Source organism: Pseudomonas sp. OE 28.3, from assembly GCF_014268205.2.
In the GTDB taxonomy this organism is placed as follows: domain Bacteria; phylum Pseudomonadota; class Gammaproteobacteria; order Pseudomonadales; family Pseudomonadaceae; genus Aquipseudomonas; species Aquipseudomonas edaphica.
The window spans coordinates 192,249-216,974 of sequence record NZ_CP077082.1 but is presented as its reverse complement, the minus strand read 5'-3'; the positions used below and the strand labels follow the sequence as shown (position 1 = coordinate 216,974).

Annotated in this window: 24 protein-coding genes; 21 read left to right on the top strand and 3 right to left on the bottom strand. The window is 57.2% G+C overall.

Going from position 1 to position 24,726, the window contains the following annotated elements; all coding sequences use genetic code 11:
* Window positions 1-2 precede the first annotated feature (2 nt).
* Genes recF through dnaA form a run of 3 tightly spaced genes read right to left on the bottom strand, consistent with a single transcriptional unit; the run spans window position 3 to window position 3,789 of the window.
* The gene (gene recF, locus HU759_RS00940; protein WP_099488159.1) at window positions 3-1,106 is read right to left on the bottom strand and encodes a DNA replication/repair protein RecF; all 1,104 of its coding nucleotides are present in this window, start codon (window positions 1,104-1,106) and stop codon (window positions 3-5) included.
* Between the two features lie 20 nt (window positions 1,107-1,126).
* Window positions 1,127-2,230 (bottom strand): DNA polymerase III subunit beta, encoded by a 1,104-nt coding sequence (dnaN, locus tag HU759_RS00935; RefSeq protein WP_017135131.1) that lies wholly within the window; start codon window positions 2,228-2,230, stop codon window positions 1,127-1,129.
* Window positions 2,231-2,268: 38 nt separating this feature from the next.
* Window positions 2,269-3,789, bottom strand: a complete 1,521-nt coding sequence (gene dnaA, locus HU759_RS00930; protein WP_017135130.1) for a chromosomal replication initiator protein DnaA — start codon at window positions 3,787-3,789, stop codon at window positions 2,269-2,271.
* 586 nt (window positions 3,790-4,375) lie between these two features.
* Between dnaA and rpmH the strand changes: the two genes are divergently transcribed.
* The 21 genes from rpmH (at window position 4,376) to glmS (ending at window position 24,683) form a co-directional block, all read left to right on the top strand.
* Window positions 4,376-4,510 (top strand): 50S ribosomal protein L34, encoded by a 135-nt coding sequence (rpmH, locus tag HU759_RS00925; protein WP_003213577.1) that lies wholly within the window; start codon window positions 4,376-4,378, stop codon window positions 4,508-4,510.
* 16 nt (window positions 4,511-4,526) lie between these two features.
* On the top strand, window positions 4,527-4,931 hold the full coding sequence (gene rnpA / locus HU759_RS00920; RefSeq protein ID WP_026013533.1) for a ribonuclease P protein component: 405 nt from the start codon (window positions 4,527-4,529) through the stop codon (window positions 4,929-4,931).
* A complete protein-coding gene (gene yidD / locus HU759_RS00915; protein WP_073636650.1) occupies window positions 4,924-5,169 on the top strand; it encodes a membrane protein insertion efficiency factor YidD in 246 nt (81 codons plus the stop codon). Before rnpA ends, yidD begins: the two co-directional genes overlap by 8 nt.
* A gap of 2 nt (window positions 5,170-5,171) precedes the next feature.
* Window positions 5,172-6,854: a membrane protein insertase YidC gene (gene yidC / locus HU759_RS00910; RefSeq protein WP_017135128.1), complete on the top strand. Its 1,683-nt coding sequence runs from the start codon at window positions 5,172-5,174 to the stop codon at window positions 6,852-6,854.
* 79 nt (window positions 6,855-6,933) lie between these two features.
* Window positions 6,934-8,304, top strand: a complete 1,371-nt coding sequence (mnmE, locus tag HU759_RS00905) for a tRNA uridine-5-carboxymethylaminomethyl(34) synthesis GTPase MnmE (RefSeq protein ID WP_099550200.1) — start codon at window positions 6,934-6,936, stop codon at window positions 8,302-8,304.
* 553 nt (window positions 8,305-8,857) lie between these two features.
* Window positions 8,858-10,750 carry a tRNA uridine-5-carboxymethylaminomethyl(34) synthesis enzyme MnmG gene (gene mnmG / locus HU759_RS00900; RefSeq protein WP_099550201.1) on the top strand — a complete coding sequence of 631 codons (1,893 nt, stop codon included), beginning with the start codon at window positions 8,858-8,860 and terminating at the stop codon, window positions 10,748-10,750.
* On the top strand, window positions 10,747-11,391 hold the full coding sequence (gene rsmG, locus HU759_RS00895) for a 16S rRNA (guanine(527)-N(7))-methyltransferase RsmG (RefSeq protein WP_017135125.1): 645 nt from the start codon (window positions 10,747-10,749) through the stop codon (window positions 11,389-11,391). The genes mnmG and rsmG overlap by 4 nt, the downstream gene beginning before the upstream one ends.
* Before the next feature lie 18 nt (window positions 11,392-11,409).
* Window positions 11,410-12,207, top strand: coding sequence for a ParA family protein (locus HU759_RS00890; protein WP_092488138.1), 798 nt, complete (start codon window positions 11,410-11,412; stop codon window positions 12,205-12,207).
* Between the two features lie 9 nt (window positions 12,208-12,216).
* The gene (locus tag HU759_RS00885) at window positions 12,217-13,089 is read left to right on the top strand and encodes a ParB/RepB/Spo0J family partition protein (RefSeq protein ID WP_017135124.1); all 873 of its coding nucleotides are present in this window, start codon (window positions 12,217-12,219) and stop codon (window positions 13,087-13,089) included.
* A gap of 148 nt (window positions 13,090-13,237) precedes the next feature.
* Window positions 13,238-13,645 carry a F0F1 ATP synthase subunit I gene (locus tag HU759_RS00880; protein ID WP_010565865.1) on the top strand — a complete coding sequence of 136 codons (408 nt, stop codon included), beginning with the start codon at window positions 13,238-13,240 and terminating at the stop codon, window positions 13,643-13,645.
* Window positions 13,646-13,661: 16 nt separating this feature from the next.
* Entirely contained in the window at window positions 13,662-14,531 is an 870-nt protein-coding gene (gene atpB, locus HU759_RS00875; protein ID WP_017135123.1) for a F0F1 ATP synthase subunit A, read from the top strand.
* 133 nt (window positions 14,532-14,664) lie between these two features.
* Window positions 14,665-14,922 (top strand): F0F1 ATP synthase subunit C, encoded by a 258-nt coding sequence (atpE, locus tag HU759_RS00870; RefSeq protein WP_002555987.1) that lies wholly within the window; start codon window positions 14,665-14,667, stop codon window positions 14,920-14,922.
* A 56-nt stretch (window positions 14,923-14,978) separates the two neighbouring features.
* Window positions 14,979-15,449: a F0F1 ATP synthase subunit B gene (locus HU759_RS00865; RefSeq protein ID WP_017135122.1), complete on the top strand. Its 471-nt coding sequence runs from the start codon at window positions 14,979-14,981 to the stop codon at window positions 15,447-15,449.
* A gap of 12 nt (window positions 15,450-15,461) precedes the next feature.
* Entirely contained in the window at window positions 15,462-15,998 is a 537-nt protein-coding gene (locus HU759_RS00860; RefSeq protein WP_017135121.1) for a F0F1 ATP synthase subunit delta, read from the top strand.
* A gap of 21 nt (window positions 15,999-16,019) precedes the next feature.
* The gene (gene atpA, locus HU759_RS00855) at window positions 16,020-17,564 is read left to right on the top strand and encodes a F0F1 ATP synthase subunit alpha (protein ID WP_017135120.1); all 1,545 of its coding nucleotides are present in this window, start codon (window positions 16,020-16,022) and stop codon (window positions 17,562-17,564) included.
* A 50-nt stretch (window positions 17,565-17,614) separates the two neighbouring features.
* Window positions 17,615-18,475 (top strand): F0F1 ATP synthase subunit gamma, encoded by an 861-nt coding sequence (gene atpG / locus HU759_RS00850; protein ID WP_010207685.1) that lies wholly within the window; start codon window positions 17,615-17,617, stop codon window positions 18,473-18,475.
* A 27-nt stretch (window positions 18,476-18,502) separates the two neighbouring features.
* Window positions 18,503-19,879: a F0F1 ATP synthase subunit beta gene (gene atpD, locus HU759_RS00845; protein WP_017135118.1), complete on the top strand. Its 1,377-nt coding sequence runs from the start codon at window positions 18,503-18,505 to the stop codon at window positions 19,877-19,879.
* A gap of 44 nt (window positions 19,880-19,923) precedes the next feature.
* Window positions 19,924-20,340 carry a F0F1 ATP synthase subunit epsilon gene (locus HU759_RS00840; RefSeq protein WP_017135117.1) on the top strand — a complete coding sequence of 139 codons (417 nt, stop codon included), beginning with the start codon at window positions 19,924-19,926 and terminating at the stop codon, window positions 20,338-20,340.
* A gap of 123 nt (window positions 20,341-20,463) precedes the next feature.
* A complete protein-coding gene (gene glmU / locus HU759_RS00835; protein WP_170040598.1) occupies window positions 20,464-21,831 on the top strand; it encodes a bifunctional UDP-N-acetylglucosamine diphosphorylase/glucosamine-1-phosphate N-acetyltransferase GlmU in 1,368 nt (455 codons plus the stop codon).
* A gap of 241 nt (window positions 21,832-22,072) precedes the next feature.
* Complete coding sequence (locus tag HU759_RS00830) at window positions 22,073-22,840, top strand: DeoR family transcriptional regulator (protein ID WP_099550203.1); 768 nt, start codon at window positions 22,073-22,075, stop codon at window positions 22,838-22,840.
* A 10-nt stretch (window positions 22,841-22,850) separates the two neighbouring features.
* Window positions 22,851-24,683, top strand: a complete 1,833-nt coding sequence (gene glmS, locus HU759_RS00825) for a glutamine--fructose-6-phosphate transaminase (isomerizing) (RefSeq protein ID WP_099550204.1) — start codon at window positions 22,851-22,853, stop codon at window positions 24,681-24,683.
* Window positions 24,684-24,726 lie beyond the last annotated feature (43 nt).

The window sequence follows — 24,726 nt, the reverse complement described above, 5'->3', positions numbered from 1 at the left end:
CTTCACTCCCGATGGTCGTGGGTCTGGGTGATACGGCCCTGTTCCACGTGGAACAAAGCGACTGGCGTTTCCGTCTGCCAGCCTTCCCTCAATAATTCGTGGTCTACACAGGTGATAAACACCTGGCAGCGTAAGTCTTCCAACAAGCGGCATAACGCGCGGCGGTGCTGCTCGTCGAGTTCGGACGGCAAGTCATCCACCAGATAAATACACTGACCGCGCCGGGCTTGGCTAACCAAATGCCCTTGGGCAATACGCAGTGCACACACCACCAACTTTTGCTGACCGCGGGACAAAATATCCGCGGCATTGTGTGCGCCTAATCTAAGGCGCAAGTCAGCACGTTGTGGGCCTGCCTGGGTATGGCCAATTTGCTGATCCCGCTGCAAGGACGTGGCGAGCACTGCGCTCAGCTCACGTTCTTTATCCCAACCACGGTAGTAGCTCAGCGTCAGGCCCTCGAGATCCAACAACTCACTCAAGGTCTGCTCAAAGACTGGTTTCAAGGCTTTGATATAGGCGCGGCGGTATTCATCTATTTCGTCACTGGCCAGGCACAGTTCCCGGTCCCAGGCCGCTTGCGAAGCGGCGTCAAGTGTACCATGCCGCAGCCATGAGTTCCGCTGCCGCAGGGCCTTCTGCAGGCGCTGCCAAGTGGCCATGAAGCGCGGTTCCACGTGGAACACTCCCCAATCGAGGAACTGCCTGCGGATTTTCGGTGCACCTTCCAAAAGGCGAAAGCTGTCTGGGTTGATCAGCTGCAGCGGCAGGATTTCTGCCAACTGTGCAGCACTGCGAGCATTTTGCCCGTCAATGCGAATCTGGAAATCACCGCCGCGATCTCGAGATATCCCCAGGGCGCTGTGCCCACCTTCTGCCAGTTCAACCTGGCCAAACACGGTGCAAGCCAGTTGTTCGTATTGAATCACCGGCAACAAGCGAGCACTACGAAAGGAACGGGCAAGCCCAAGCAAATGGACGGCTTCCAGCACGCTGGTTTTGCCGCTGCCGTTGGCGCCGTAAAGGATATTGATGCGGGGGGAGGGGGAGAAGGTCACCGGGTGCAGATTGCGCACCGCGGTGACCGAGACGCGACTGAGGGACATCTAGCTTCTGCTGAGCATGATTACAGGCGCATCGGCATAACAACGTAAGCCGAGTCGTCGTTGTCGGATTCTTGCACCAGGGCACTGCTGTTGGAGTCCGACAGAATCAGGCGAACCTGCTCGGTGGTCATCACGCCCAGTACGTCCAGCAGGTAGCTCACGTTAAAGCCGATCTCCAGCGAGCCGCCATTGTAGTCAACGCCGACTTCTTCTTCCGCTTCTTCCTGCTCCGGGTTATTGGCCTGAATCTTCAGCTGACCGTTGGCCAGTTGCAGACGAATACCACGGTACTTTTCGTTAGACAGAATCGCGGTACGGCTGAACGCTTCACGCAGCGCCTGACGATCGCCGATTACCAGCTTGTCGCCACCTTTTGGCAGCACACGCTCGTAATCCGGGAATTTGCCGTCAACCAGCTTGGACGTGAAGGTGAATTCGCCGGTGGTGGCGCGGATGTGGTGCTGACCCAGGACGATGCTGACATTGCCATCCGGCTCGGTGAGCAGACGCGCCAGTTCCAGAATACCTTTACGCGGCACGATGACCTGGTGACGGTCCGGCTGGCCGATGTCAGCACGCATTGAGCACATGGCCAGGCGGTGACCGTCGGTAGCCACTGCACGGATAACGCCTTCAGCGACCTCCAGCAACATGCCGTTGAGGTAGTAACGCACGTCCTGCTGGGCCATGGCGAAGCTGGTGCGCTCGATCAAACGGCGCAGCTTGCTTTGGTCCAGGCTGCAGGTCAGCGAACCTGGGCCTTCTTCGACGGTAGGGAAGTCATTGGCTGGCAAGGTCGACAGCGTGAAACGGCTGCGACCGGCCTTGACCACCAACTTCTGCTCATCAACCTTGATGTCGATCAGCGCATCGTTGGGCAGGCTCTTGCAGATGTCCATCAGCTTACGTGCCGGCACAGTGATTTCGCCGGGCTCAGCCGGTTCTTCCAGCTGCACACGACCCACCAGTTCGACTTCCAGATCGGTACCGGTCAAGGACAATTGCTGGCCTTCGACCACCAGCAATACGTTGGAAAGCACCGGCAAGGTCTGTCGGCGCTCGACGACGCCTGCGACCAGTTGCAGGGGTTTCAACAGGGCTTCGCGTTGAATGGTGAAATGCATGGTCTAGTCCCTTGCCTTAATAAGCTGCGCTGGTGTCATCAGGTAGTCAGTGTACGCAGCAGGTTCTTGTAGTCCTCGCGAATATCCGCGTCGGATTCCTTAAGTTCATTGATCTTGCGGCACGCGTGCAAGACCGTGGTGTGGTCGCGACCGCCAAACACATCACCGATTTCCGGCAGGCTGTGGTTGGTCAGCTCTTTGGAGAGCGCCATCGCCACCTGACGTGGACGTGCCACCGAGCGCGAACGGCGCTTGGACAGCAGGTCTGAAATCTTGATCTTGTAGTACTCAGCCACGGTGCGCTGAATGTTATCCACACTCACCAGCTTGTCTTGCAGAGCCAACAGGTCTTTCAGGGATTCGCGAATCAACTCGATGGTGATGTCGCGGCCCATAAAGTGCGAGTGTGCAATGACCCGCTTGAGCGCGCCTTCCAGCTCACGCACGTTGGAACGAATGCGTTGGGCGATAAAGAAGGCTGCATCGTGGGGCAGGTCGACTTTTGCCTGGTCGGCCTTTTTCATCAGGATCGCCACACGGGTTTCCAGCTCCGGCGGTTCTACCGCAACGGTCAGGCCCCAGCCAAAGCGTGACTTCAAGCGTTCTTCCAGGCCTTCGATTTCCTTCGGGTAACGGTCACTGGTCAGGATGACCTGTTGGCCGCCTTCGAGAAGGGCGTTGAAGGTGTGGAAAAACTCTTCCTGGGAACGTTCCTTGCGAGCGAAAAATTGAATGTCATCGATCAGCAAAGCGTCCACAGAACGGTAGAAACGCTTAAATTCGTTGATTGCGTTGAGCTGCAAGGCCTTGACCATGTCAGCCACGAAGCGCTCCGAGTGCAGGTACACAACCTTGGCATTCGGGTTCTTCTTTAATAGATGGTTACCCACAGCATGCATCAAGTGGGTCTTACCCAAGCCAACGCCACCATAAAGGAAGAGCGGGTTGTAACCATGCTTGGGGTTATCGGCAACCTGCCAGGCGGCCGCGCGGGCCAACTGGTTGGATTTACCTTCGACGAAGTTCTCAAAGGTAAAGGTGCGGTTCAGGTAACTGGTGTGCTTGAGCGCGCCTTCCACCTGCACGGTGCGCTGCTCAGCGCGAACCGGTGCTTGTTGGGAGCTGGCGCCGGCCATCGGGTCAAAGCTGTCACGCGACGGTTCTTCATTTATAGGCGCGTTTTTCTGCGACGAGGATTTCGACGGCGCCTGGGCCACGGGCGCCGGAGAGTTATTAACAGGTGCCGGTGCTGCTTGGGCTTGCGACGCAGCAGCAGCCAGCGGCGCATTCGGCGCAGCGCGAGGTGCAGAGCTGCGTTTGCTGCCTATTAATAAGGAAAGCACGGGCGCGATGCCGTTGCCGTGTTCATCGAGCAATTCGAGAACGCGGCTCAGGTATTTTTCGTTGACCCAGTCGAGAACAAAACGATTCGGCGCGTAGACACGCAACTCGTCGCCTTCGGCTTCGACCTGTAGCGGACGGATCCAGGTGTTGAATTGCTGGGCAGGCAGCTCTTCGCGCAAAAGCTCCACGCACTGCTGCCAAAGTTCCACTGACACGGATATCCCCTAAGTTGAAAGCCGGTGAGGCAAAAACAGCCGCCATTGTAGCGGCCAGACGCCCACTTATCCACATGTAGGTTGCTCACAGAGCAGCCAAAATCAACGTGTTAAGTGCAAAAAAGCCGACCAATGGTCTGTGCATAAGCTCTGTGGATAAGCGCACCTAAGCTCGTTGCACAAGTGGGGTCGAAAGTCTGTGGGTAACTGGCCTGTGGATAACAACCCATTCCACCCACAGCTTATCCGACAGCGCAGCACAGGCAGAGCACCGTTTTCCCCCGTACTTGTCATTCTCTGTACAGCAGGTGGAATATGGCCTCAAGGCAGTTATCCACAGATGATCGCCTGCCTAGCTTTTATAAGCTTTACAGAAAAGCTTTAAATAACTTCCTTCTTTATTTTTATATCTATGGCATTGCTCGTGAAAGCCCGGCCGACAGAAAAGGACCGATTACCTGTAGAAGATCTAATTGAAGGAAAAGCTGGTTGGAAATTGACCTAGAGGCTTGCTTTCTCTAGAATCGCCGGTCTCTTAAAACGGGGGCCATTCCGGCCCGTTGTGGACGAACCAGGTAACAACGCCATGAAACGTACTTTCCAACCAAGCACCATCAAACGCGCCCGTACTCACGGCTTCCGTGCTCGCATGGCTACCAAGAACGGCCGTGCTGTCCTGTCGCGTCGCCGCGCCAAAGGTCGTGCGCGTCTGGCAGTTTGATAATCCGGTACTGGTGGTGAGTCAGGACTTCAGTCGGGAAAAGCGTCTGCTAACCCCCCGGCATTTCAAGGCAGTCTTTGACTCCCCCACCGGCAAGGTTCCGGGGAAAAATCTCCTGCTCCTTGCGCGTAACAACGATCTGGATCACCCCCGTCTCGGGTTGGTGATCGGCAAGAAGAGCGTAAAGCTCTCCGTTGAGCGCAATCGCCTCAAGCGTCTGATGCGCGAATCGTTTCGCCTCCACCAGGACACTCTGGTTGGTTGGGATATTGTTATCGTCGCGCGCAAAGGCTTGGGGGATGTAGAAAACCCCGAATTGATTCAGCATTTCGGCAAGCTCTGGAAACGTTTGGCGCGTACCAACAAGCCAGCACCAGCAGTCAGCACCGAAACTGTAGGGGTAGACAGCACCAATGCGTAAACTGGCACTCGTTCCGATCCAGTTTTACCGTTATGCCATTAGTCCTCTGATGGCCGACCACTGTCGTTTCTACCCCAGTTGTTCCTGCTACGCGTTAGAGGCCATAGAAAATCATGGTCTTCTGCGCGGTGGCTGGCTGGCCTTTCGTCGTTTAGGCCGCTGTCATCCGTGGAATCCCGGTGGTTTCGACCCGGTTCCACCTATCCCTACCTCCCGTTCTTCTTCGATGGCCGAGTAATCATGGATATTAAACGCACGATCCTGATCGTCGCCCTGGCAATCGTGTCCTACGTCATGGTTCTTAAGTGGAACCAGGACTACGGCCAGGCTGCCCTGCCGACTCAGAATGTTGCTACCAATCAGGCTGCGCCGGCTATTCCGGACACCCCGCTGGGTAACAATGCGTCCGCGAGTGCCGATGTTCCCAGCGCGAATGGCGAGACAAGCGCCCCTCTAGAAACGCCAGTGGTCACCAATAAAGACCTCATCCACGTGAAAACGGATGTGCTCGACCTGGCTATCGACCCACAAGGTGGTGATATCGCGCAGTTGAAACTGCCGCTGTATCCACGTCGCCAAGACCATCCAGATGTTCCGTTCCAACTGTTCGATAACGGTGGTGAACGTACTTATCTGGCGCAAAGCGGCCTGACCGGCACTGACGGTCCTGATGCTCGTGCTACCGGTCGTCCGGTTTATTCGACCGAACAGAAGACTTATCAACTGGCTGATGGCCAGAACCAGTTGAATGTCGACCTGAAATTCAGCCTCGACGGCGTCAACTACATCAAGCGTTTCAGCTTCACCCGTGGTTTGTACGACTTGAAGGTCACTTACCTGATCGACAACGAAAGCGCCAAGCCATGGACGGGCAACCTGTTTGCCCAGCTCAAGCGTGACAACAGCGCCGATCCTTCTTCCAGCACCGCCACCGGCACTGCGACTTACCTGGGCGCCGCCCTGTGGACAAGTAGCGAGCCGTACAAAAAAGTGTCGATGAAAGATATCGACAAGGGCGCGCTGAAAGAAACCGTCCAAGGTGGCTGGGTTGCCTGGTTGCAACACTACTTCGTGACCGCATGGATCCCGAACAAGGGTGAAGCCAACCTGGTTCAAACCCGCAAAGACAGCCAAGGCAACTACATCATTGGTTTTACTGGCCCGGCGTTGACCGTCGCTCCAGGTGCCAAGGCTGAAACCAGCACTACCCTGTACGCCGGCCCGAAAAGCCAGGCTGTGCTCAAAGAGTTGTCCCCAGGTCTGGAACTGACTGTGGATTACGGCATTCTGTGGTTCATTGCCCAGCCTATTTTCTGGCTGCTGCAACATATCCACAGCATTGTGGGTAACTGGGGCTTCTCGATCATCTTCCTGACCATGCTGATCAAAGGGATTTTCTTCCCTCTGTCGGCAGCCAGCTATAAGTCGATGGCGCGCATGCGTGCCGTTGCGCCGAAACTGGCCGCTCTGAAAGAGCAACATGGTGACGACCGGCAGAAAATGTCGCAGGCCATGATGGAGCTGTACAAGAAAGAGAAGATCAACCCGCTGGGTGGTTGCTTGCCGATTCTGGTGCAGATGCCGGTATTCCTGTCGCTGTACTGGGTTCTCCTGGAAAGCGTCGAAATGCGCCAGGCACCGTTCATTCTGTGGATAACTGACCTGTCGATTAAAGACCCGTTCTTTATTCTGCCGATCATCATGGGCGCGACCATGTTTATCCAGCAGCGTCTGAACCCGACTCCGCCGGACCCGATGCAGGCCAAGGTCATGAAGATGATGCCAATCATCTTCACCTTCTTCTTCCTGTGGTTCCCAGCCGGTCTGGTGCTGTACTGGGTGGTCAACAACGTGTTGTCGATCTCTCAACAGTGGTACATCACACGTAAAATCGAAGCGGCTACCAAAAAAGCTGCGGCGTAATTTACTCTGTGGATAACCACTCAAGACGCCCCCTAGTGGGGCGTTTTGCTTTCTGTCACTTTTGTTCTGGAACCTGCTGATGAGCGCTCCTCGTGAAACCATCGCTGCTGTCGCTACCGCTCAAGGTCGCGGCGGTGTTGGTATCGTTAGAATTTCCGGGCCGCTGGCCAGCGTGGCGGCCCAGGCCATCAGCGGCCGTGAGTTGAAACCCCGATATGCCCATTACGGGCCGTTCCTGGATGCTGATGAAACGGTATTGGATGAGGGGCTGGCTCTGTATTTCCCCGGCCCTAACTCGTTCACCGGCGAAGACGTGCTGGAACTGCAGGGCCATGGTGGCCCGGTAGTGCTGGATATGTTGCTGCAGCGTTGCCTGCAATTGGGCTGCCGTCTGGCGCGCCCAGGCGAATTCAGCGAGCGGGCATTCCTTAACGACAAACTGGACCTGGCCCAGGCCGAGGCGATTGCGGATTTGATCGAGGCCAGTTCTGCACAGGCGGCGCGCAATGCGTTGCGCTCACTGCAGGGCGCTTTTTCCCTGCGTGTGCATAACTTGACCGAACAGTTGATCAGTCTGCGCATCTACGTCGAGGCTGCGATTGACTTCCCAGAGGAAGAAATCGACTTCCTCGCTGATGGCCACGTCCTGGCGATGCTGGATAAAGTTCGCGACGAGTTATCCACCGTACTGCGCGAGGCCGGGCAGGGTGCTTTGCTGCGTGACGGCATGACGGTAGTGATTGCCGGGCGACCCAATGCCGGCAAGTCCAGCCTGCTCAATGCGCTGGCTGGCCGAGAAGCCGCGATCGTCACCGAGATTGCCGGCACCACCCGGGACATCTTGCGCGAACATATCCACATCGATGGTATGCCGCTGCACGTGGTCGACACCGCCGGCTTGCGCGATACCGAAGACCAGGTGGAAAAGATCGGCGTGGAACGGGCGCTCAAGGCGATCAGTGAAGCGGACCGCGTATTGCTGGTGGTGGATGCCACTGCGCCAGAGGCTGCGGATCCTTTTGCCCTGTGGCCGGAATTTCTCGAGCAACGGCCAGACCCGGCCAAAGTCACCTTGATCCGCAACAAGGCCGATTTGACTGGTGAAGCCATTGCCATGGAGACCAGCGATGATGGCCACGTGACCATCAGCCTGAGCGCAAAGTCAGCGGGCGATGGGTTGGAATTGCTGCGCGACCACCTCAAAGCCTGCATGGGCTATGAGCAGACCTCCGAAAGCAGCTTCAGCGCACGCCGCAGGCACCTGGAAGCGCTGCGCCATGCCAGCGCGGCGTTGGAGCACGGTCGGGCTCAGTTGACCTTGGCGGGGGCTGGCGAGCTGCTGGCTGAGGATTTACGCCAGGCGCAGCAGTTGTTGGGTGAGATTACCGGCGCTTTTAGCTCCGATGATCTGCTCGGAAGGATCTTTTCCAGCTTCTGCATCGGTAAATAACCCTTCGTTGTCCACAGGCAGGCCATTCGCGCCTGCCTGTTTCGCCCGCCTCAGGGCATTCAATTCCCATTTTTGACTCATTACCTAAAAGGCAGGTGGCTTTTGCGTGGGCGAGATTTGGCCATGCAAGCCATTTTCTGTGGATTAAGCCCTGTGAATAACCGCACCTGTGCCCAGTTGATAACAGGGCTTGAAACCTGAGCAAAACCCCCTCTGTGGATAACCACCCCTTTAATCCACAGGCTTAAAGCACTTATCCAAGGGCCTCATTGGCACATGACCACAGACTTTTGAATCTCTGTACACGACGTAAATAGAGGCTTGTAGAGATCTATCCACAGAAAGTAGGCTCAGTAGAAATAAACATAAAAACAAAGATCTTATAAATTTCTTCTTTTTTAATTTCTATTGTCTGTGATTCATCCACAGCTGGTTAAATTTTGTGCAAAGGGTTCTTTAGGAAGGGCTAAGTCCCTATACTTGCCGCCATAGCTCTAAAACTCTTTCAACAAACAATTCCTGATTACCTACATAAGCAGGCACGAGGTGCGTGGTGGATTTCCCTTCCCGTTTTGAAGTGATCGTCATCGGCGGCGGTCATGCCGGTACCGAGGCAGCACTGGCGTCAGCACGCATGGGCGTTAAAACCCTGTTGTTGACGCACAACGTGGAAACCCTCGGTGCCATGAGTTGCAACCCCGCCATCGGTGGGATCGGCAAAAGCCATCTGGTTAAAGAAATTGATGCCCTTGGCGGTGTCATGGCCATGGCTACCGACAAAGGTGGTATTCAATTTCGCGTGCTCAATAGCCGCAAAGGCCCGGCCGTACGCGCTACTCGGGCACAGGCCGACCGCATCCTGTACAAGGCTGCGGTACGTGAAACCCTGGAAAACCAGCCGAACCTGTGGATATTTCAACAGGCTGCCGATGATCTGATCGTCGAACAGGACGTGGTGAAGGGCGTTGTCACCCAGATGGGCCTGCGTTTCTTCGCAGAATCCGTGGTGTTGACCACCGGCACATTCCTGGGCGGACTTATCCACATCGGTATGCAGAACTATTCCGGCGGTCGCGCCGGTGATCCGCCATCGATTGCCCTGGCAAAACGCCTGCGCGAGTTACCACTGCGAGTCGGTCGCTTGAAAACAGGTACCCCGCCGCGTATCGACGGGCGTTCTGTGGATTTCTCGGTGATGACCGAACAAGCCGGTGATACACCAATCCCGGTCATGTCGTTCATGGGTTCCAAAGAGCAGCACCCGAAACAGGTGAGCTGCTGGATTACCCACACCAACGCCCGCACCCACGAGATCATTGCCGCGAACCTCGACCGTTCGCCGATGTATTCCGGGGTGATTGAAGGCATTGGCCCGCGTTATTGCCCTTCGATCGAAGACAAGATCCATCGCTTTGCCGACAAGGAAAGCCACCAGGTCTTCATCGAGCCCGAAGGCTTGACCACCCATGAGCTGTACCCGAACGGGATTTCCACGTCCTTGCCGTTCGACGTGCAAATTCAGATCGTGCAGTCGATTCGCGGTATGGAAAACGCCCACATCGTGCGTCCGGGCTACGCCATCGAGTACGACTACTTCGACCCGCGTGATCTGAAGTACAGCCTCGAAACCAAAGTCATCGCCGGTCTGTTTTTCGCTGGCCAAATCAATGGCACCACCGGTTACGAAGAAGCCGGCGCCCAAGGTTTGCTGGCCGGGACCAACGCAGCACTGCGCGCGCAGGGCAAAGACAGCTGGTGCCCGCGTCGCGATGAAGCGTACATCGGCGTATTGGTCGATGACCTGATTACCCTGGGCACCCAGGAACCGTATCGGATGTTCACGTCCCGGGCGGAATACCGTTTGATCCTGCGCGAAGACAACGCCGACCTGCGCCTGACCGAAAAAGGTCGCGAGCTGGGCCTGGTCGATGACGCGCGCTGGGCAGCCTTCTGCAAAAAACGCGAAAGCATCACGCTCGAAGAGCAACGTCTGAAAAGTACCTGGGTTCGCCCAGGCACCGAGCAGGGCGATGCGATTGCGGAAAAATTCGGTACGCCGCTGACCCACGAATACAACCTGCTGAACCTGCTGTCCCGTCCGGAAATCGACTACGCTGGCTTGGTCGAAGTGACAGGCCAGGGCGCAGAAGACCCACAGGTTGCCGAGCAGGTCGAGATCAAGACCAAATACGCCGGTTACATTGACCGCCAGCAGGATGAGATCGCTCGCCTGCGCGCCAGTGAAGACACCAAGCTGCCTGTGGATATCGATTACACCGGGATTTCGGGGTTGTCGAAAGAAATCCAAAGCAAGCTGGGGATAACTCGGCCGGAGACTCTTGGTCAGGCTTCACGTATTCCCGGCGTCACTCCGGCAGCGATTTCGCTGTTGATGATTCATTTGAAAAAACGCGGCGCGGGCCGTCAGTTGGAGCAAAGCGCTTGAGTTCGTTGGTCACCTCGCAACACGCCGAAGAATTATCCACAGGTGCGCGCCAGTTAGGCGTGGACCTGACCGCAGCCCAGCACGAATTACTGCTCGGTTACCTGGCCCTGTTGATCAAATGGAACAAGGCTTACAACCTGACTGCGGTGCGTAACCCCGACGAAATGGTTTCGCGTCATTTGCTCGACAGTTTGAGCGTGATGCCGTTTATCGAAAACGGCCGTTGGCTTGACGTGGGCAGTGGCGGTGGGATGCCAGGCATTCCGCTGGCGATCCTGTTTCCCGAGTCGCAAGTGACGTGCCTGGACAGCAACGGCAAGAAAACCCGCTTCCTGACCCAGGTAAAACTCGAGCTCAAGCTGGAAAACCTGCAAGTTATCCACAGTCGGGTCGAAGAGTTCACACCTGAACTGCCTTTCAATGGAATTGTTTCCCGGGCATTCAGCAGCATGGAGAACTTCAGCAATTGGACTCGCCACCTGGGCGACCGCGACACCCGCTGGCTGGCAATGAAGGGCGTTCATCCAAGCGACGAGCTGTTAGCATTGCCGACAGACTTCCACCTCGATAGCGAACACGCCTTGGCCGTACCCGGTTGCCAAGGCCAACGCCATCTGCTGATACTGCGCCGCACGGCATGATTGGGAACACAAGCAAGAATGGCTAAGGTATTCGCGATAGCGAACCAGAAAGGTGGCGTGGGCAAAACCACCACCTGCATCAACCTCGCAGCATCCCTGGTCGCCACCAAGCGTCGGGTGCTGTTGATCGATCTCGATCCACAGGGCAACGCCACCATGGGTAGCGGTGTGGATAAACACGGCCTGGAAAATTCGGTCTACGACTTGCTGATCGGCGAGTGTGACCTGGGCCAGGCCATGCACTACTCCGAGCACGGTGGTTATCAACTGCTGCCGGCCAACCGCGATTTGACCGCGGCGGAAGTGGTGCTGCTCGAAATGCAGATGAAAGAAAGCCGTCTGCGCAGCGCCTTGGCGCCGATCCGCGAGAATTACGATTACATTTTGATCGACTGCCCACCGTCGCTGTCGATGCTCACGCTCAACGCATTGGTTGCCGCCGATGGGGTGATTATCCCCATGCAGTGCGAGTATTACGCACTGGAAGGCTTGAGCGACCTTGTGGATAACATCAAGCGAATCGCTGAGCTGCTGAACCCGAACCTGCAGATCGAGGGTCTGCTGCGTACGATGTTCGATCCGCGCCTGAGCCTGATGAACGATGTGTCGGCACAGCTCAAGGAACACTTTGGTGATCAGTTGTACGACACCGTGATCCCACGCAACATCCGCCTGGCCGAAGCGCCAAGCTACGGCATGCCCGCGCTGGCGTACGACAAATCATCGCGTGGCGCCATTGCCTACCTGGCACTGGCCGGCGAGATGGTTCGCCGTCAACGCCGCAATTCACGCACCGCTGCAGCCCAGCCAACTTAAGGAATCCCCATGGCCGTCAAGAAACGAGGTCTCGGACGTGGACTGGATGCACTGTTGAGTGGTCCGACTGTCACTTCGCTTGAAGAACAAGCGGTACAGGCCGACGAGCGCGAGCTGCAACATTTGCCGCTGGACTTGATCCAGCGCGGCAAATACCAGCCACGCCGCGATATGGACCCTCAGGCGCTGGAAGAACTGGCCAACTCGATCAAGGCCCAGGGCGTGATGCAGCCGATTGTGGTGCGCCCGATCGGCGGCGGTCGGTTTGAAATCATCGCCGGCGAACGCCGCTGGCGCGCAAGCCAGCAGGCCGGAAAGGAAACTATCCCGGCGATGGTGCGCGATGTACCGGATGAAACCGCCATCGCCATGGCGTTGATCGAAAACATCCAGCGTGAAGACCTCAACCCGGTTGAAGAAGCGATCGCGTTGCAGCGTTTGCAGCAGGAATTCCAGCTGACCCAGCAACAAGTGGCCGACGCGGTGGGTAAATCCCGCGTCACGGTGTCCAACTTGCTGCGTCTGATCGCGTTGCCGGAAGTCATCAAGACCATGTTGTCCCACGGCGACCTGGAAATGGGTCATGCCCGTGCTTTGCTCGGTTTGCCGGAAAATCAACAGGTTGAAGGGGCGCGACACGTTGTCGCACGAGGGCTCACGGTGCGTCAGACTGAGGCGCTGGTTCGCCAGTGGCTGAGCGGCAAACCTGCACCGGTCGAAACCGCCAAACCTGATCCGGATATCGCACGCCTCGAGCAGCGCCTGGCCGAGCGGCTGGGCTCTGCGGTACAAATTCGCCACGGCAAGAAGGGCAAAGGGCAATTGGTTATCGGATATAACTCGCTTGACGAGCTTCAGGGCGTCCTTGCCCACATCCGCTGAAACATTTGCTTATGTAGCGCGCGATCGGAAAACACTACCCGACAGTTGAATAGGGGCTGAACCGCCCCTATACTCTGCGCGCATTTTGTCGGCACAAATTATGCCAAGTTATTGATTCTCGGCAGCCGACCATTGAGGAGCAAAAGTGATGGAAACCCGCACGCCAAACACGTTGCCGTTCCATCGCTTGGCCGTTTTCCCGGTTTTATTGGCTCAATTTGTCATTCTACTGATCGCCGCGTTGGCGCTTTGGTACTGGCATGGAGTCGTAGCCGGATATTCAGGACTCTGCGGAGGCCTGATAGCCTTGCTGCCCAATATGTATTTTGCTCACAGGGCCTTTCGGTTTTCCGGCGCCCGAGCAGCCCAGGCTATCGTCCGGTCATTTTATGCCGGCGAGGCGGGGAAACTGATTTTGACGGCAGTGCTGTTTGCACTGACCTTTGCAGGTGTGAAGCCATTGGCGCCGCTGGCTGTATTCGGCGTCTTCGTGTTGACCCAACTGGTCAGCTGGTTCGCTCCCCTGCTAATGAAAACAAGACTTTCGAAACCTTAGGGCGTTTGAGGCAACCATGGCAGAAACAACCGCTTCGGGCTATATCCAGCACCACTTGCAGAACCTGACCTTCGGTCAGCTTCCCAACGGCGGCTGGGGCTTCGCCCACACCGCAGCAGAAGCCAAAGAAATGGGTTTCTGGGCTTTCCACCTGGATACTCTGGGCTGGTCGGTCGCATTGGGTCTGATCTTCGTTCTGATTTTCCGCATGGCGGCAAAAAAGGCGACTTCCGGTCAGCCAGGTGCGTTGCAGAACTTCGTTGAAGTATTGGTCGAATTCGTCGATGGCAGCGTGAAAGACAGCTTCCATGGCCGTAGCCCGGTGATTGCACCGCTGGCACTGACCATCTTCGTCTGGGTGTTCCTGATGAACGCCGTCGACCTGATCCCGGTTGACTGGATTCCTCAGCTCGCCATGGCGATCAGCGGCGATCCGCATATTCCATTCCGTGCCGTATCGACCACTGACCCTAACGCTACCCTGGGCATGGCCTTGTCGGTATTCGCGTTGATCATTTTCTACAGCATCAAGATCAAGGGCATCGGCGGCTTCATCGGCGAACTGACCCTGCACCCGTTCGGCAGCAAGAACATTTTCGTTCAAGCCCTGCTGATCCCGGTGAACTTCCTGCTGGAATTCGTCACCCTGATCGCCAAGCCTATCTCCCTGGCTCTGCGACTGTTCGGCAACATGTATGCCGGCGAGCTGGTGTTCATTCTGATCGCTGTGATGTTCGGCAGTGGTCTGCTCTGGCTTAGCGGCCTGGGCATTGTTCTGCAGTGGGCGTGGGCTGTGTTCCACATCCTGATCATCACCCTGCAGGCCTTCATCTTCATGATGCTGACCATCGTCTACCTGTCGATGGCGCACGAAGAGAACCATTAAGACCGGTCTCGACTAGTCTGATGTCCTTCCCGGTGAAACGGGAAAGTGGCCCACCAGGGCTATGAAACGATTTGTTTTACCGCTTTAAAATCTAAAAAACCTAAACCATACGACGTAAAAGTCGGGAGGAAAGATGGAAACTGTAGTTGGTCTAACCGCTATCGCTGTTGCACTGTTGATCGGCCTGGGCGCCCTGGGTACTGCCATTGGTTTCGGCCTGCTGGGCGGCAAGTTCCTGGAAGGCGCAGCGCGTCAGCCAGAAATGGTCCCAATGCTGCAGGTTAAAATGTTCATCGTTGCCGGTCTGCTCGACGCCGTGACCATGATCGGTGTTGGTATCGCTCTGTTCTTCACCTTCGCGAACCCCTTCGTTGGTCAACTCGCCGGTTAATCACTCGTTTTTTCGAGTGATTGGTGTGTTGTGCAACGAACGAGCGAGGTATTGGCGTGAACATTAATGCAACCATTATTGGTCAGTCCTTAGCGTTCTTGATTTTTGTCGTTTTCTGCATGAAGTTCGTATGGCCTCCGGTCATCGCAGCTTTGCACGAACGTCAGAAGAAGATCGCGGATGGACTGGACGCTGCCACCCGTGCAGCTCGCGACCTGGAGTTGGCCCAAGAGAAAGCGGGCCATCAACTGCGCGATGCTAAGGCACAGGCAGCTGAAATCATTGAGCAAGCCAAGAAACGCGGTAATCAGATTGTTGAAGAGGCTGTTGAAAAAGCCCGTATCGACGCTGACCGTGTGAAGGTTCAGGCTCAGGCCGAGATCGAGCAGGAATTGAACAGTGTCAAAGATGCGCTGCGTGCCCAACTGGGTGCTCTGGCCGTCGGCGGTGCTGAGAAGATCCTGGGTGCCACAATCGATCAAAACGCGCACGCGGAGCTGGTTAACAAACTGGCTGCTGAAATCTAAGCGAGGGCGATCATGGCAGAATTGACCACGTTGGCCCGACCTTACGCTAAGGCAGCCTTCGAGCACGCCCAGGCCCACCAGCAGCTGGCCTCTTGGTCAGCCATGCTCGGCCTGGCTGCAGCAGTGTCGCAAGACGACACCATGCAGCGCGTGCTCAAGGCCCCGCGACTGACGAGCGCAGACAAGGCCGCCACTTTTATTGAAGTGTGCGGCGACAAGTTTGATGTGAAGGTACAGAACTTCATCCACGTCGTTGCCGAAAACGACCGTCTCCCGCTTTTGCCGGAGATCGCCGCTCTGTTCGACCTGTACAAGGCCGAAGAAGAGAAATCGGTAGACGTTGAAGTGACCAGTGCTTTTGCATTGAACCAAGAACAGCAAGACAAACTCGCCAAGGTTCTCAGTGCACGACTCAATCGGGAAGTGCGCCTGCAAGCTTCGGAGGACGCATCCCTGATTGGTGGTGTTGTTATCCGTGCCGGCGACCTGGTTATCGATGGCTCGATTCGCGGCAAAATCGCGAAACTTGCCGAAGCATTGAAATCTTGAGTTTGAAGGGGCAGCAGAGCAATGCAGCAACTCAATCCTTCCGAAATAAGTGAAATTATCAAGGGCCGCATCGACAAGCTCGATGTGACCTCCCAAGCCCGTAACGAAGGCACTGTCGTCAGCGTATCTGACGGCATCGTGCGGATTCACGGTCTGGCCGACGTCATGTACGGCGAGATGATCGAGTTTCCGGGCGGCGTCTACGGTATGGCCCTCAACCTGGAGCAAGACTCCGTAGGTGCCGTTGTATTGGGCGCGTACACCAGTCTGGCTGAAGGCATGAGCGCCAAGTGCACAGGCCGCATCCTGGAAGTTCCGGTTGGTAAGGAACTGCTGGGTCGCGTAGTCGACGCACTGGGTAACCCTGTTGACGGTAAAGGTCCACTGGGCAACACCGAGACCGACGCGGTCGAGAAAGTTGCTCCAGGCGTGATCTGGCGTAAGTCGGTAGACCAGCCTGTACAGACTGGCTACAAGGCTGTCGATGCCATGATCCCAGTCGGCCGTGGCCAGCGTGAGCTGATCATCGGTGACCGTCAGATCGGTAAAACCGCTCTGGCGATCGACGCGATCATCAACCAGAAAGACAGCGGCATTTTCTGCGTCTACGTAGCCATTGGTCAGAAGCAATCGACCATCGCCAACGTGGTTCGCAAGCTGGAAGAAAACGGCGCCCTGGCCAACACGATCATCGTGGCTGCCAGTGCTTCGGAATCTCCTGCGCTGCAATTCCTGGCACCGTACTCCGGTTGCACCATGGGTGAATTCTTCCGCGACCGCGGTGAAGACGCGCTGATCGTTTATGACGATCTGTCCAAGCAAGCAGTGGCTTACCGCCAGATTTCCCTGCTGCTGCGCCGTCCACCAGGCCGTGAAGCTTACCCAGGCGACGTGTTCTATCTCCACTCCCGTCTGCTGGAGCGCGCATCCCGCGTTTCGGAAGAATACGTAGAGAAGTTCACCAACGGCGCAGTGACCGGCAAAACCGGTTCCCTGACCGCACTGCCGATCATCGAAACCCAGGCTGGCGACGTTTCCGCGTTCGTTCCGACCAACGTGATTTCCATCACCGACGGTCAGATCTTCCTGGAATCGGCCATGTTCAACTCCGGGATCCGTCCTGCTGTGAACGCCGGTGTTTCGGTATCCCGTGTGGGTGGTGCCGCTCAGACCAAGATCATCAAGAAGCTCTCCGGTGGTATCCGTACCGCTCTGGCTCAGTACCGTGAACTGGCGGCATTCGCCCAGTTCGCTTCTGACCTGGACGAAGCGACCCGTAAGCAACTTGAGCATGGTCAGCGCGTTACCGAGCTGATGAAGCAGAAGCAATACGCCCCAATGTCGATCGCTGACATGGCGTTGTCGCTGTATGCCGCTGAGCGTGGGTTCCTGACTGACGTCGAAATCACCAAGGTCGGCAGCTTTGAACAAGCGCTGATTGCTTACTTCAACCGCGATCACGCCGACTTGTTGGCCAAGATCAACGTGAAGGGTGACTTCAATGACGAAATCGACGCTGGCATGAAAGCCGGTATCGAGAAGTTCAAGGCCACCCAAACCTGGTAAGCCGCAGCGGGAGCCGCAAGGCTCCCGCTTGCTAACCTGATAGGTGTTACATGGCAGGCGCAAAAGAGATTCGCAGTAAGATTGCGAGCATCAAAAGCACGCAAAAGATTACCAGCGCCATGGAAAAAGTGGCGGTCAGCAAAATGCGCAAGGCACAAATGCGCATGGCTGCTAGCCGTCCTTATGCGGAGCGTATCCGCCAGGTAATTGGGCATTTGGCTAACGCCAACCCGGAATACCGCCACCCGTTCATGATCGACCGCGAAGTTAAGCGTGTGGGTTATGTGGTAGTGAGCAGTGACCGTGGTTTGTGCGGTGGTCTGAATACCAACCTGTTCAAGGCCCTGGTCAAGGACATGGCGGTAAACCGCGAAAAGGGCGTCGAGATCGATCTGTGTGTAGTTGGTAGCAAGGGTGCGGCCTTTTTCCGCAACTTCGGCGGTAACGTCGTTGCAGCTATCAGCCACCTGGGTGAAGAGCCGTCGATCAATGATTTGATCGGCAGTGTGAAGGTGATGCTGGATGCGTACCTGGAAGGCCGGATTGACCGCCTGTCCGTGGTATCCAACAAGTTCATCAACACCATGACCCAGCAGCCAACCGTGGAGCAATTGATTCCACTGGTGGCGACTCCGGATCAGGAACTCAAGCACCACTGGGACTACCTCTACGAACCAGACGCCAAAGAGCTGCTTGACGGCTTGATGGTGCGCTACGTGGAGTCGCAGGTGTACCAGGCGGTGGTCGAGAACAACGCAGCTGAACAAGCGGCGCGGATGATCGCGATGAAAAACGCTACCGATAACGCCGGTGATCTGATCAGCGATTTGCAGCTGATCTACAACAAGGCGCGTCAGGCTGCGATCACCCAAGAGATCTCGGAAATCGTCGGCGGCGCTGCCGCGGTTTAACGGTTCAAATATTCAGAGGATCCAGCTATGAGTAGCGGACGTATCGTTCAAATCATCGGCGCCGTTATCGACGTGGAATTCCCACGCGACAGCGTACCGAGCATCTACAACGCGCTGAAAGTACAAGGCGCGGAAACCACCCTGGAAGTTCAGCAGCAGCTGGGCGACGGCGTGGTTCGTACCATTGCGATGGGTTCCACCGAAGGCTTGAAGCGCGGTCTGGACGTTGTCGACACTGGCGCTGCCATTTCCGTACCGGTCGGTAAAGCGACCCTGGGCCGGATCATGGACGTACTGGGCAACCCGATTGACGAAGCTGGCCCGATCGACACCGAAGAGCGCTGGGGCATTCACCGTCCAGCACCTTCGTTCGCCGAACAAGCTGGCGGCAACGATCTGCTCGAAACCGGTATCAAGGTTATCGACCTGGTTTGCCCGTTCGCCAAAGGCGGTAAAGTCGGTCTGTTCGGTGGTGCCGGTGTAGGCAAAACCGTAAACATGATGGAACTGATCCGTAACATCGCCATCGAGCACAGCGGTTATTCCGTGTTCGCCGGTGTGGGTGAGCGTACTCGTGAGGGTAACGACTTCTACCACGAGATGAAGGACTCCAACGTTCTGGACAAAGTGGCACTGGTTTACGGTCAGATGAACGAGCCGCCGGGTAACCGTCTGCGCGTAGCACTGACCGGCCTGACCATGGCCGAGAAGTTCCGTGACGAAGGTAACGACGTTCTGCTGTTCGTCGACAACATCTACCGTTACACCTTGGCCGGTACTGAAGTATCCGCACTGCTGGGTCGTATGCCTTCCGCAGTAGGTTACCAGCCGACCCTGGCCGAAGAGATGGGCGTTCTGCAAGAACGTATCACTTCGACCAAAGAAGGTTCGATCACCTCGATCCAAGCGGTATACGTACCTGCGGATGACTTGACTGACCCGTCGCCTGCGACCACCTTCGCCCACTTGGACGCCACCGTCGTTCTGTCCCGTGACATCGCTTCCCTGGGTATCTACCCAGCGGTCGATCCACTCGACTCGACTTCGCGCCAGCTGGACCCGAACGTGATCGGCCAGGAGCACTACGACACCGCTCGCGGCGTTCAGTACGTGCTGCAGCGTTACAAAGAACTGAAGGACATCATTGCGATCCTGGGTATGGACGAGCTGTCGGAAGCCGACAAGCAGTTGGTAAACCGTGCTCGTAAGATCCAGCGTTTCTTGTCGCAGCCGTTCTTCGTGGCTGAAGTCTTCACCGGTGCTTCGGGTAAATACGTTTCCCTGAAAGACACCATTGCTGGCTTCAAAGGCATCCTCAACGGTGACTACGACCACCTGCCAGAACAAGCGTTCTACATGGTCGGCGGCATCGAAGAAGCGATCGAGAAAGCCAAGAAACTGTAATCTCGGCGCCCGGAAACGGGCGCTCATCAGGTTGAGGCAATCAGATGGCTATGACAGTCCATTGCGATATCGTCAGCGCGGAAGGGGAAATCTTCTCCGGTCTGGTAGAAATGGTGATTGCACACGGCGATCTGGGTGATCTTGGTATCGCCATGGGTCACGCACCGTTGATCACCAGCTTGAAGCCAGGTCCGATCACTCTGACCAAGCAAGGCGGGGAACGTGAGGTGTTTTACATCTCCGGCGGTTTCCTCGAGGTTCAGCCGAACATGGTCAAGGTACTTGCCGACACCGTGCAACGTGCTGGCGACCTGGATGAAGCCTCCGCTCAGGAAGCCGTCAAGGCTGCCGAGAAGGCCCTGAACGAAAAGGGTGCGGACTTCGACTACAGCGCTGCTGCTGTACGTCTGGCCGAGGCTGCAGCCCAGCTGCGCACGCTCCAGCAGATCCGCAAGAAGTAAGCGGCCTAGCCGCAATACTTCTAGCGCGATTGATTAAAAAGGGTAGCCTCGGCTACCCTTTTTCTTTTTCAGCAAAACACTTCTCTGGTCTGAAGTCGGACCGCCCAGGATTGGTAGCCATTCATGTCTCTTGAAATCGTCATTCTCGCCGCAGGCCAGGGCACCCGCATGCGTTCGGCTCTGCCCAAGGTTCTGCATCCGGTCGCAGGCAATTCCATGCTCGGTCATGTTATCCATAGCGCCCGGCAACTGGACCCCCAGCGTATTCACGTGGTGATCGGCCACGGCGCCGACGTGGTGCGTGAACGCCTGGCCGCGGATGACCTGAATTTCGTGTTGCAGGACAAACAACTGGGCACCGGCCACGCGACTGCGCAGGCCGTACCGTTCATCAGCGGCGACACCGTACTGATCCTCTACGGCGACGTACCGCTGATCGAAGTCGAAACCCTGCAACGCCTGCTCAAGCAAGTGGTACCTGGCCAGGTGGGCCTGCTCACCGTTGAGCTGGATGACCCAACCGGCTACGGCCGCATCGTGCGCGATGCGAGCGGCAAGGTTGCGGCCATCGTCGAGCACAAAGACGCCAGCGAAGCCCAACGCGCGATAACTGAAGGCAACACCGGCATTCTCGCCGTGCCGGCCAACATGCTGGCGGACTGGATGAGCCGCTTGTCCAACAACAATGCCCAGGGCGAGTACTACCTCACCGACGTCATTGAGATGGCCGTCAGTGACGGCCTGCTGGTTGCCACCGAGCAGCCCCATGACCCGATGGAAGTGCAGGGCGCCAACGACCGCAAGCAGCTTGCCGAGCTTGAGCGCCACTACCAACTGCGTGAAGGTCGCCGCCTGATGGCCCAGGGCGTAACCCTGCGTGATCCGGCGCGTTTCGACGTGCGCGGTGAAGTCAGCGTGGGCCGCGACGTGCTGATCGACATCAACGTAATCCTCGAGGGTCGTGTGATCATCGAAGATAACGTGGTAATTGGCCCTAACTGCGTAATCAAGGACAGCACCTTGCGCAAAGGCGTGGTGGTCAAGGCCAACAGCCATCTTGAGGGTGCAGTGATGGGCGAGGGTAGTGATGCCGGTCCGTTTGCGCGCCTTCGTCCGGGCAGTGTGCTGGGTGCCCGTGCGCACGTCGGCAACTTCGTTGAACTCAAGAACGCGAAAATGGGCGACGACGCCAAGGCCGGTCACTTGGCCTACCTCGGCGATGCGGTGATCGGCGCGCGCAGCAACATCGGCGCCGGTGCGATCACCTGCAACTACGATGGCGCCAACAAGTACCAGACCACCATTGGTGAGGATGTATTTATCGGCTCCAACAACTCGCTGATTGCGCCGGTCACCATTGGGGATGGTTCAAACACTGCGGCAGGTTCGACCATCAACCAGGATGTGGATAAGTCCCAACTGGCTGTTGCCCGCGCCCGCCAGCGCAACATCGACGGCTGGAAACGCCCGGTCAAAATCAAAAAGACCTGAGTTATCCACAACCTCACCAGCTAATGCTATCTCCTGTGGGAGCTGGCTTGCCTGCGATAGCGGTCTGGCATTCACGATGAATGTTGCCTGACACTCCGCCATCGCAGGCAAGGCAGCTCCCACATTGGTTGAGTGGTGTTAGTAAAAATCAGCGTAAAAATTACAGCTTGCCGCTTGACGATCTTTCGCCAATAGGTTTTGATTGTCTTCGTTATCTTTCGAAACGAAACTTATCACTACCATGTCGAAACGAAATACACCCCAACGACGCCACAACATTCTGACCCTGCTCAATGAACAGGGCGAAGTCAGCGTGGACGAATTGGCCAAACGTTTCGAAACGTCGGAAGTGACCATCCGCAAGGACCTCGCCGCCCTCGAAAGCAATGGCCTGCTGCTGCGCCGCTACGGTGGCGCGATCACCATGCCCCAAGAGCTGGTCGGTGATGCCGCCCAGCCCATCTCGGCGTACAAGCGCGCCATCGCCCGGGCGGCCGTCATGCGCTTGCGTGAACACGCGCGCATCATCATCGACAGCGGCAGCACCACCGCCGCCATGATCCCGGAGCTCGGCCACCAGCCGGGCCTGGTGGTGATGACCAACTCCCTGCACGTGGCCCGCGCGCTGAGCGAGCTGGAACATGAGCCGGTGTTATTGATGACCGGCGGCACCTGGGACCCGCATTCGGATTCATTCCAGGGCCAGGTCGCCGAACAAGTGCTGCGTTCCTATGATTTTGATCAGTTGTTTATCGGCGCCGACGGCATCGATCTGGAACGTGGCACCACCACCTTCAACGAACTGCTGGGCCTGAGCCGTGTAATGGCCGACGTCGCCCGTGAAGTGGTGGTGATGGTCGAATCCGACAAGATCGGCCGCAAGATCCCCAACCTGGAGCTGCCCTGGAGCAGCGTCCATACCCTTATTACCGATGATCGCCTGCCGCTTGAGGCCCGCGACCAGATCCAAGCCCGCGGCATTACGCTGATATGCGCGGCAATCATCTAGGAGATACACCATGTGTGGAATTGTAGGCGCAGTCGCTGAACGCAACGTCACCGCCATCCTGCTTGAAGGCCTCAAACGTCTGGAATACCGCGGCTATGACAGCGCCGGTGTAGCCGTATTTACCAACGCCGGCAAGCTCGAGCGCATGCGCCGCCCAGGCAAAGTCAGCGAGCTGGAACAAGCTTTGCTCGGCGAGCCGCTGGTGGGTCGTCTTGGCATCGCCCACACCCGTTGGGCCACCCACGGTGCACCGTGCGAACGTAACGCTCACCCGCATTTCTCCGGCGACCTGGCCGTGGTGCACAACGGCATCATCGAAAACCACGAAGTGCTGCGCGAACAGCTCAAGGGCCTGGGCTATGAGTTCACCTCGGACACCGACACCGAAGTCATCGCCCATCTGCTCAACCACAAGCTCAAGGACCTCGGCGACCTGACCGTCGCGCTCAAGGCTACGGTCAAGGAACTGCACGGCGCCTACGGCCTGGCCGTGGTCTGCGCCAGCCAACCCGACCGCGTGGTGGCTGCGCGCAGTGGCAGCCCGTTGGTGATTGGCCTGGGCCTGGGCGAAAACTTCCTTGCCTCCGACCAACTGGCCCTGCGCCAAGTGACTGACCGCTTCATGTACCTGGAAGAAGGTGATATCGCCGATATTCGCCGTGAAAGTGTGCAGATCTGGGACGTCAACGGCGTGCCGGTCGAGCGCGAAGCTGTGCAATACCGCGACGGTGCCGAGGCCGCTGATAAAGGCGAATTCCGCCACTTCATGCTCAAGGAAATCCACGAGCAACCGTCTGTGGTGCAACGCACCCTGGAAGGCCGCCTGAGCCAGAACCAAGTGCTGGTCAACGCCTTCGGCCCACAAGCCGCCGAGCTGTTCGCCAAAGTGCGCAATGTGCAGATCGTCGCCTGCGGCACCAGCTACCACGCCGGTATGGTTGCCCGTTACTGGCTCGAAGAACTGGCCGGCATCCCGTGCCAGGTCGAAGTCGCCAGCGAGTTCCGCTACCGCAAGGTGGTGGTGCAGCCCGACACCCTGTTCGTGACCATCTCCCAGTCCGGCGAAACGGCTGACACCCTGGCCGCGCTGCGTAATGCCAAAGAACTCGGCTTCCTTGGCAGCCTGGCAATCTGCAACGTCAGCATCAGCTCGCTGGTGCGCGAGTCCGACCTGACCCTGTTGACCCAGGCCGGTCGCGAAATCGGCGTGGCGTCCACCAAAGCCTTTACCACCCAACTCGTTGGCCTGTTGCTGCTGACCCTGTCCCTGGGCCAGGTGCGCGGCACCCTCGCCGAAGGCGTCGAAGCCACATTGGTTGAAGAACTGCGCCGCCTGCCGGCCCGTCTGGGCGAAGCCCTGGCCATGGACAGCACCGTGGAAAAAGTCGCCGAACTGTTCGCCGACAAAAACCACACCCTGTTCCTCGGCCGTGGCGCGCAATACCCGGTAGCGATGGAAGGCTCACTCAAGCTCAAGGAAATCTCGTACATCCACGCCGAAGCCTACCCGGCCGGCGAACTCAAACACGGCCCCTTGGCCCTGGTGGATGACGACATGCCGGTGGTCACCGTCGCGCCGAACAACGAACTGCTGGAAAAGCTCAAATCCAACCTGCAGGAAGTACGCGCGCGTGGCGGCCAGTTGATCGTGTTTGCCGACGAAAAGGCTGGCATGACCAATGGCGAAGGCACCCACGTGATCAACATGCCGCACATCCACGACACCCTGTCGCCGATCCTCTACACCATCCCGTTGCAGCTGCTGTCGTATTACGTTGCTGTGCTCAAGGGCACTGACGTTGACCAGCCGCGTAACCTGGCGAAGTCGGTGACGGTGGAGTAAGCGCTGCTGGCGTATCGGAAGGGGCTATTTCAATAGCCCCTTT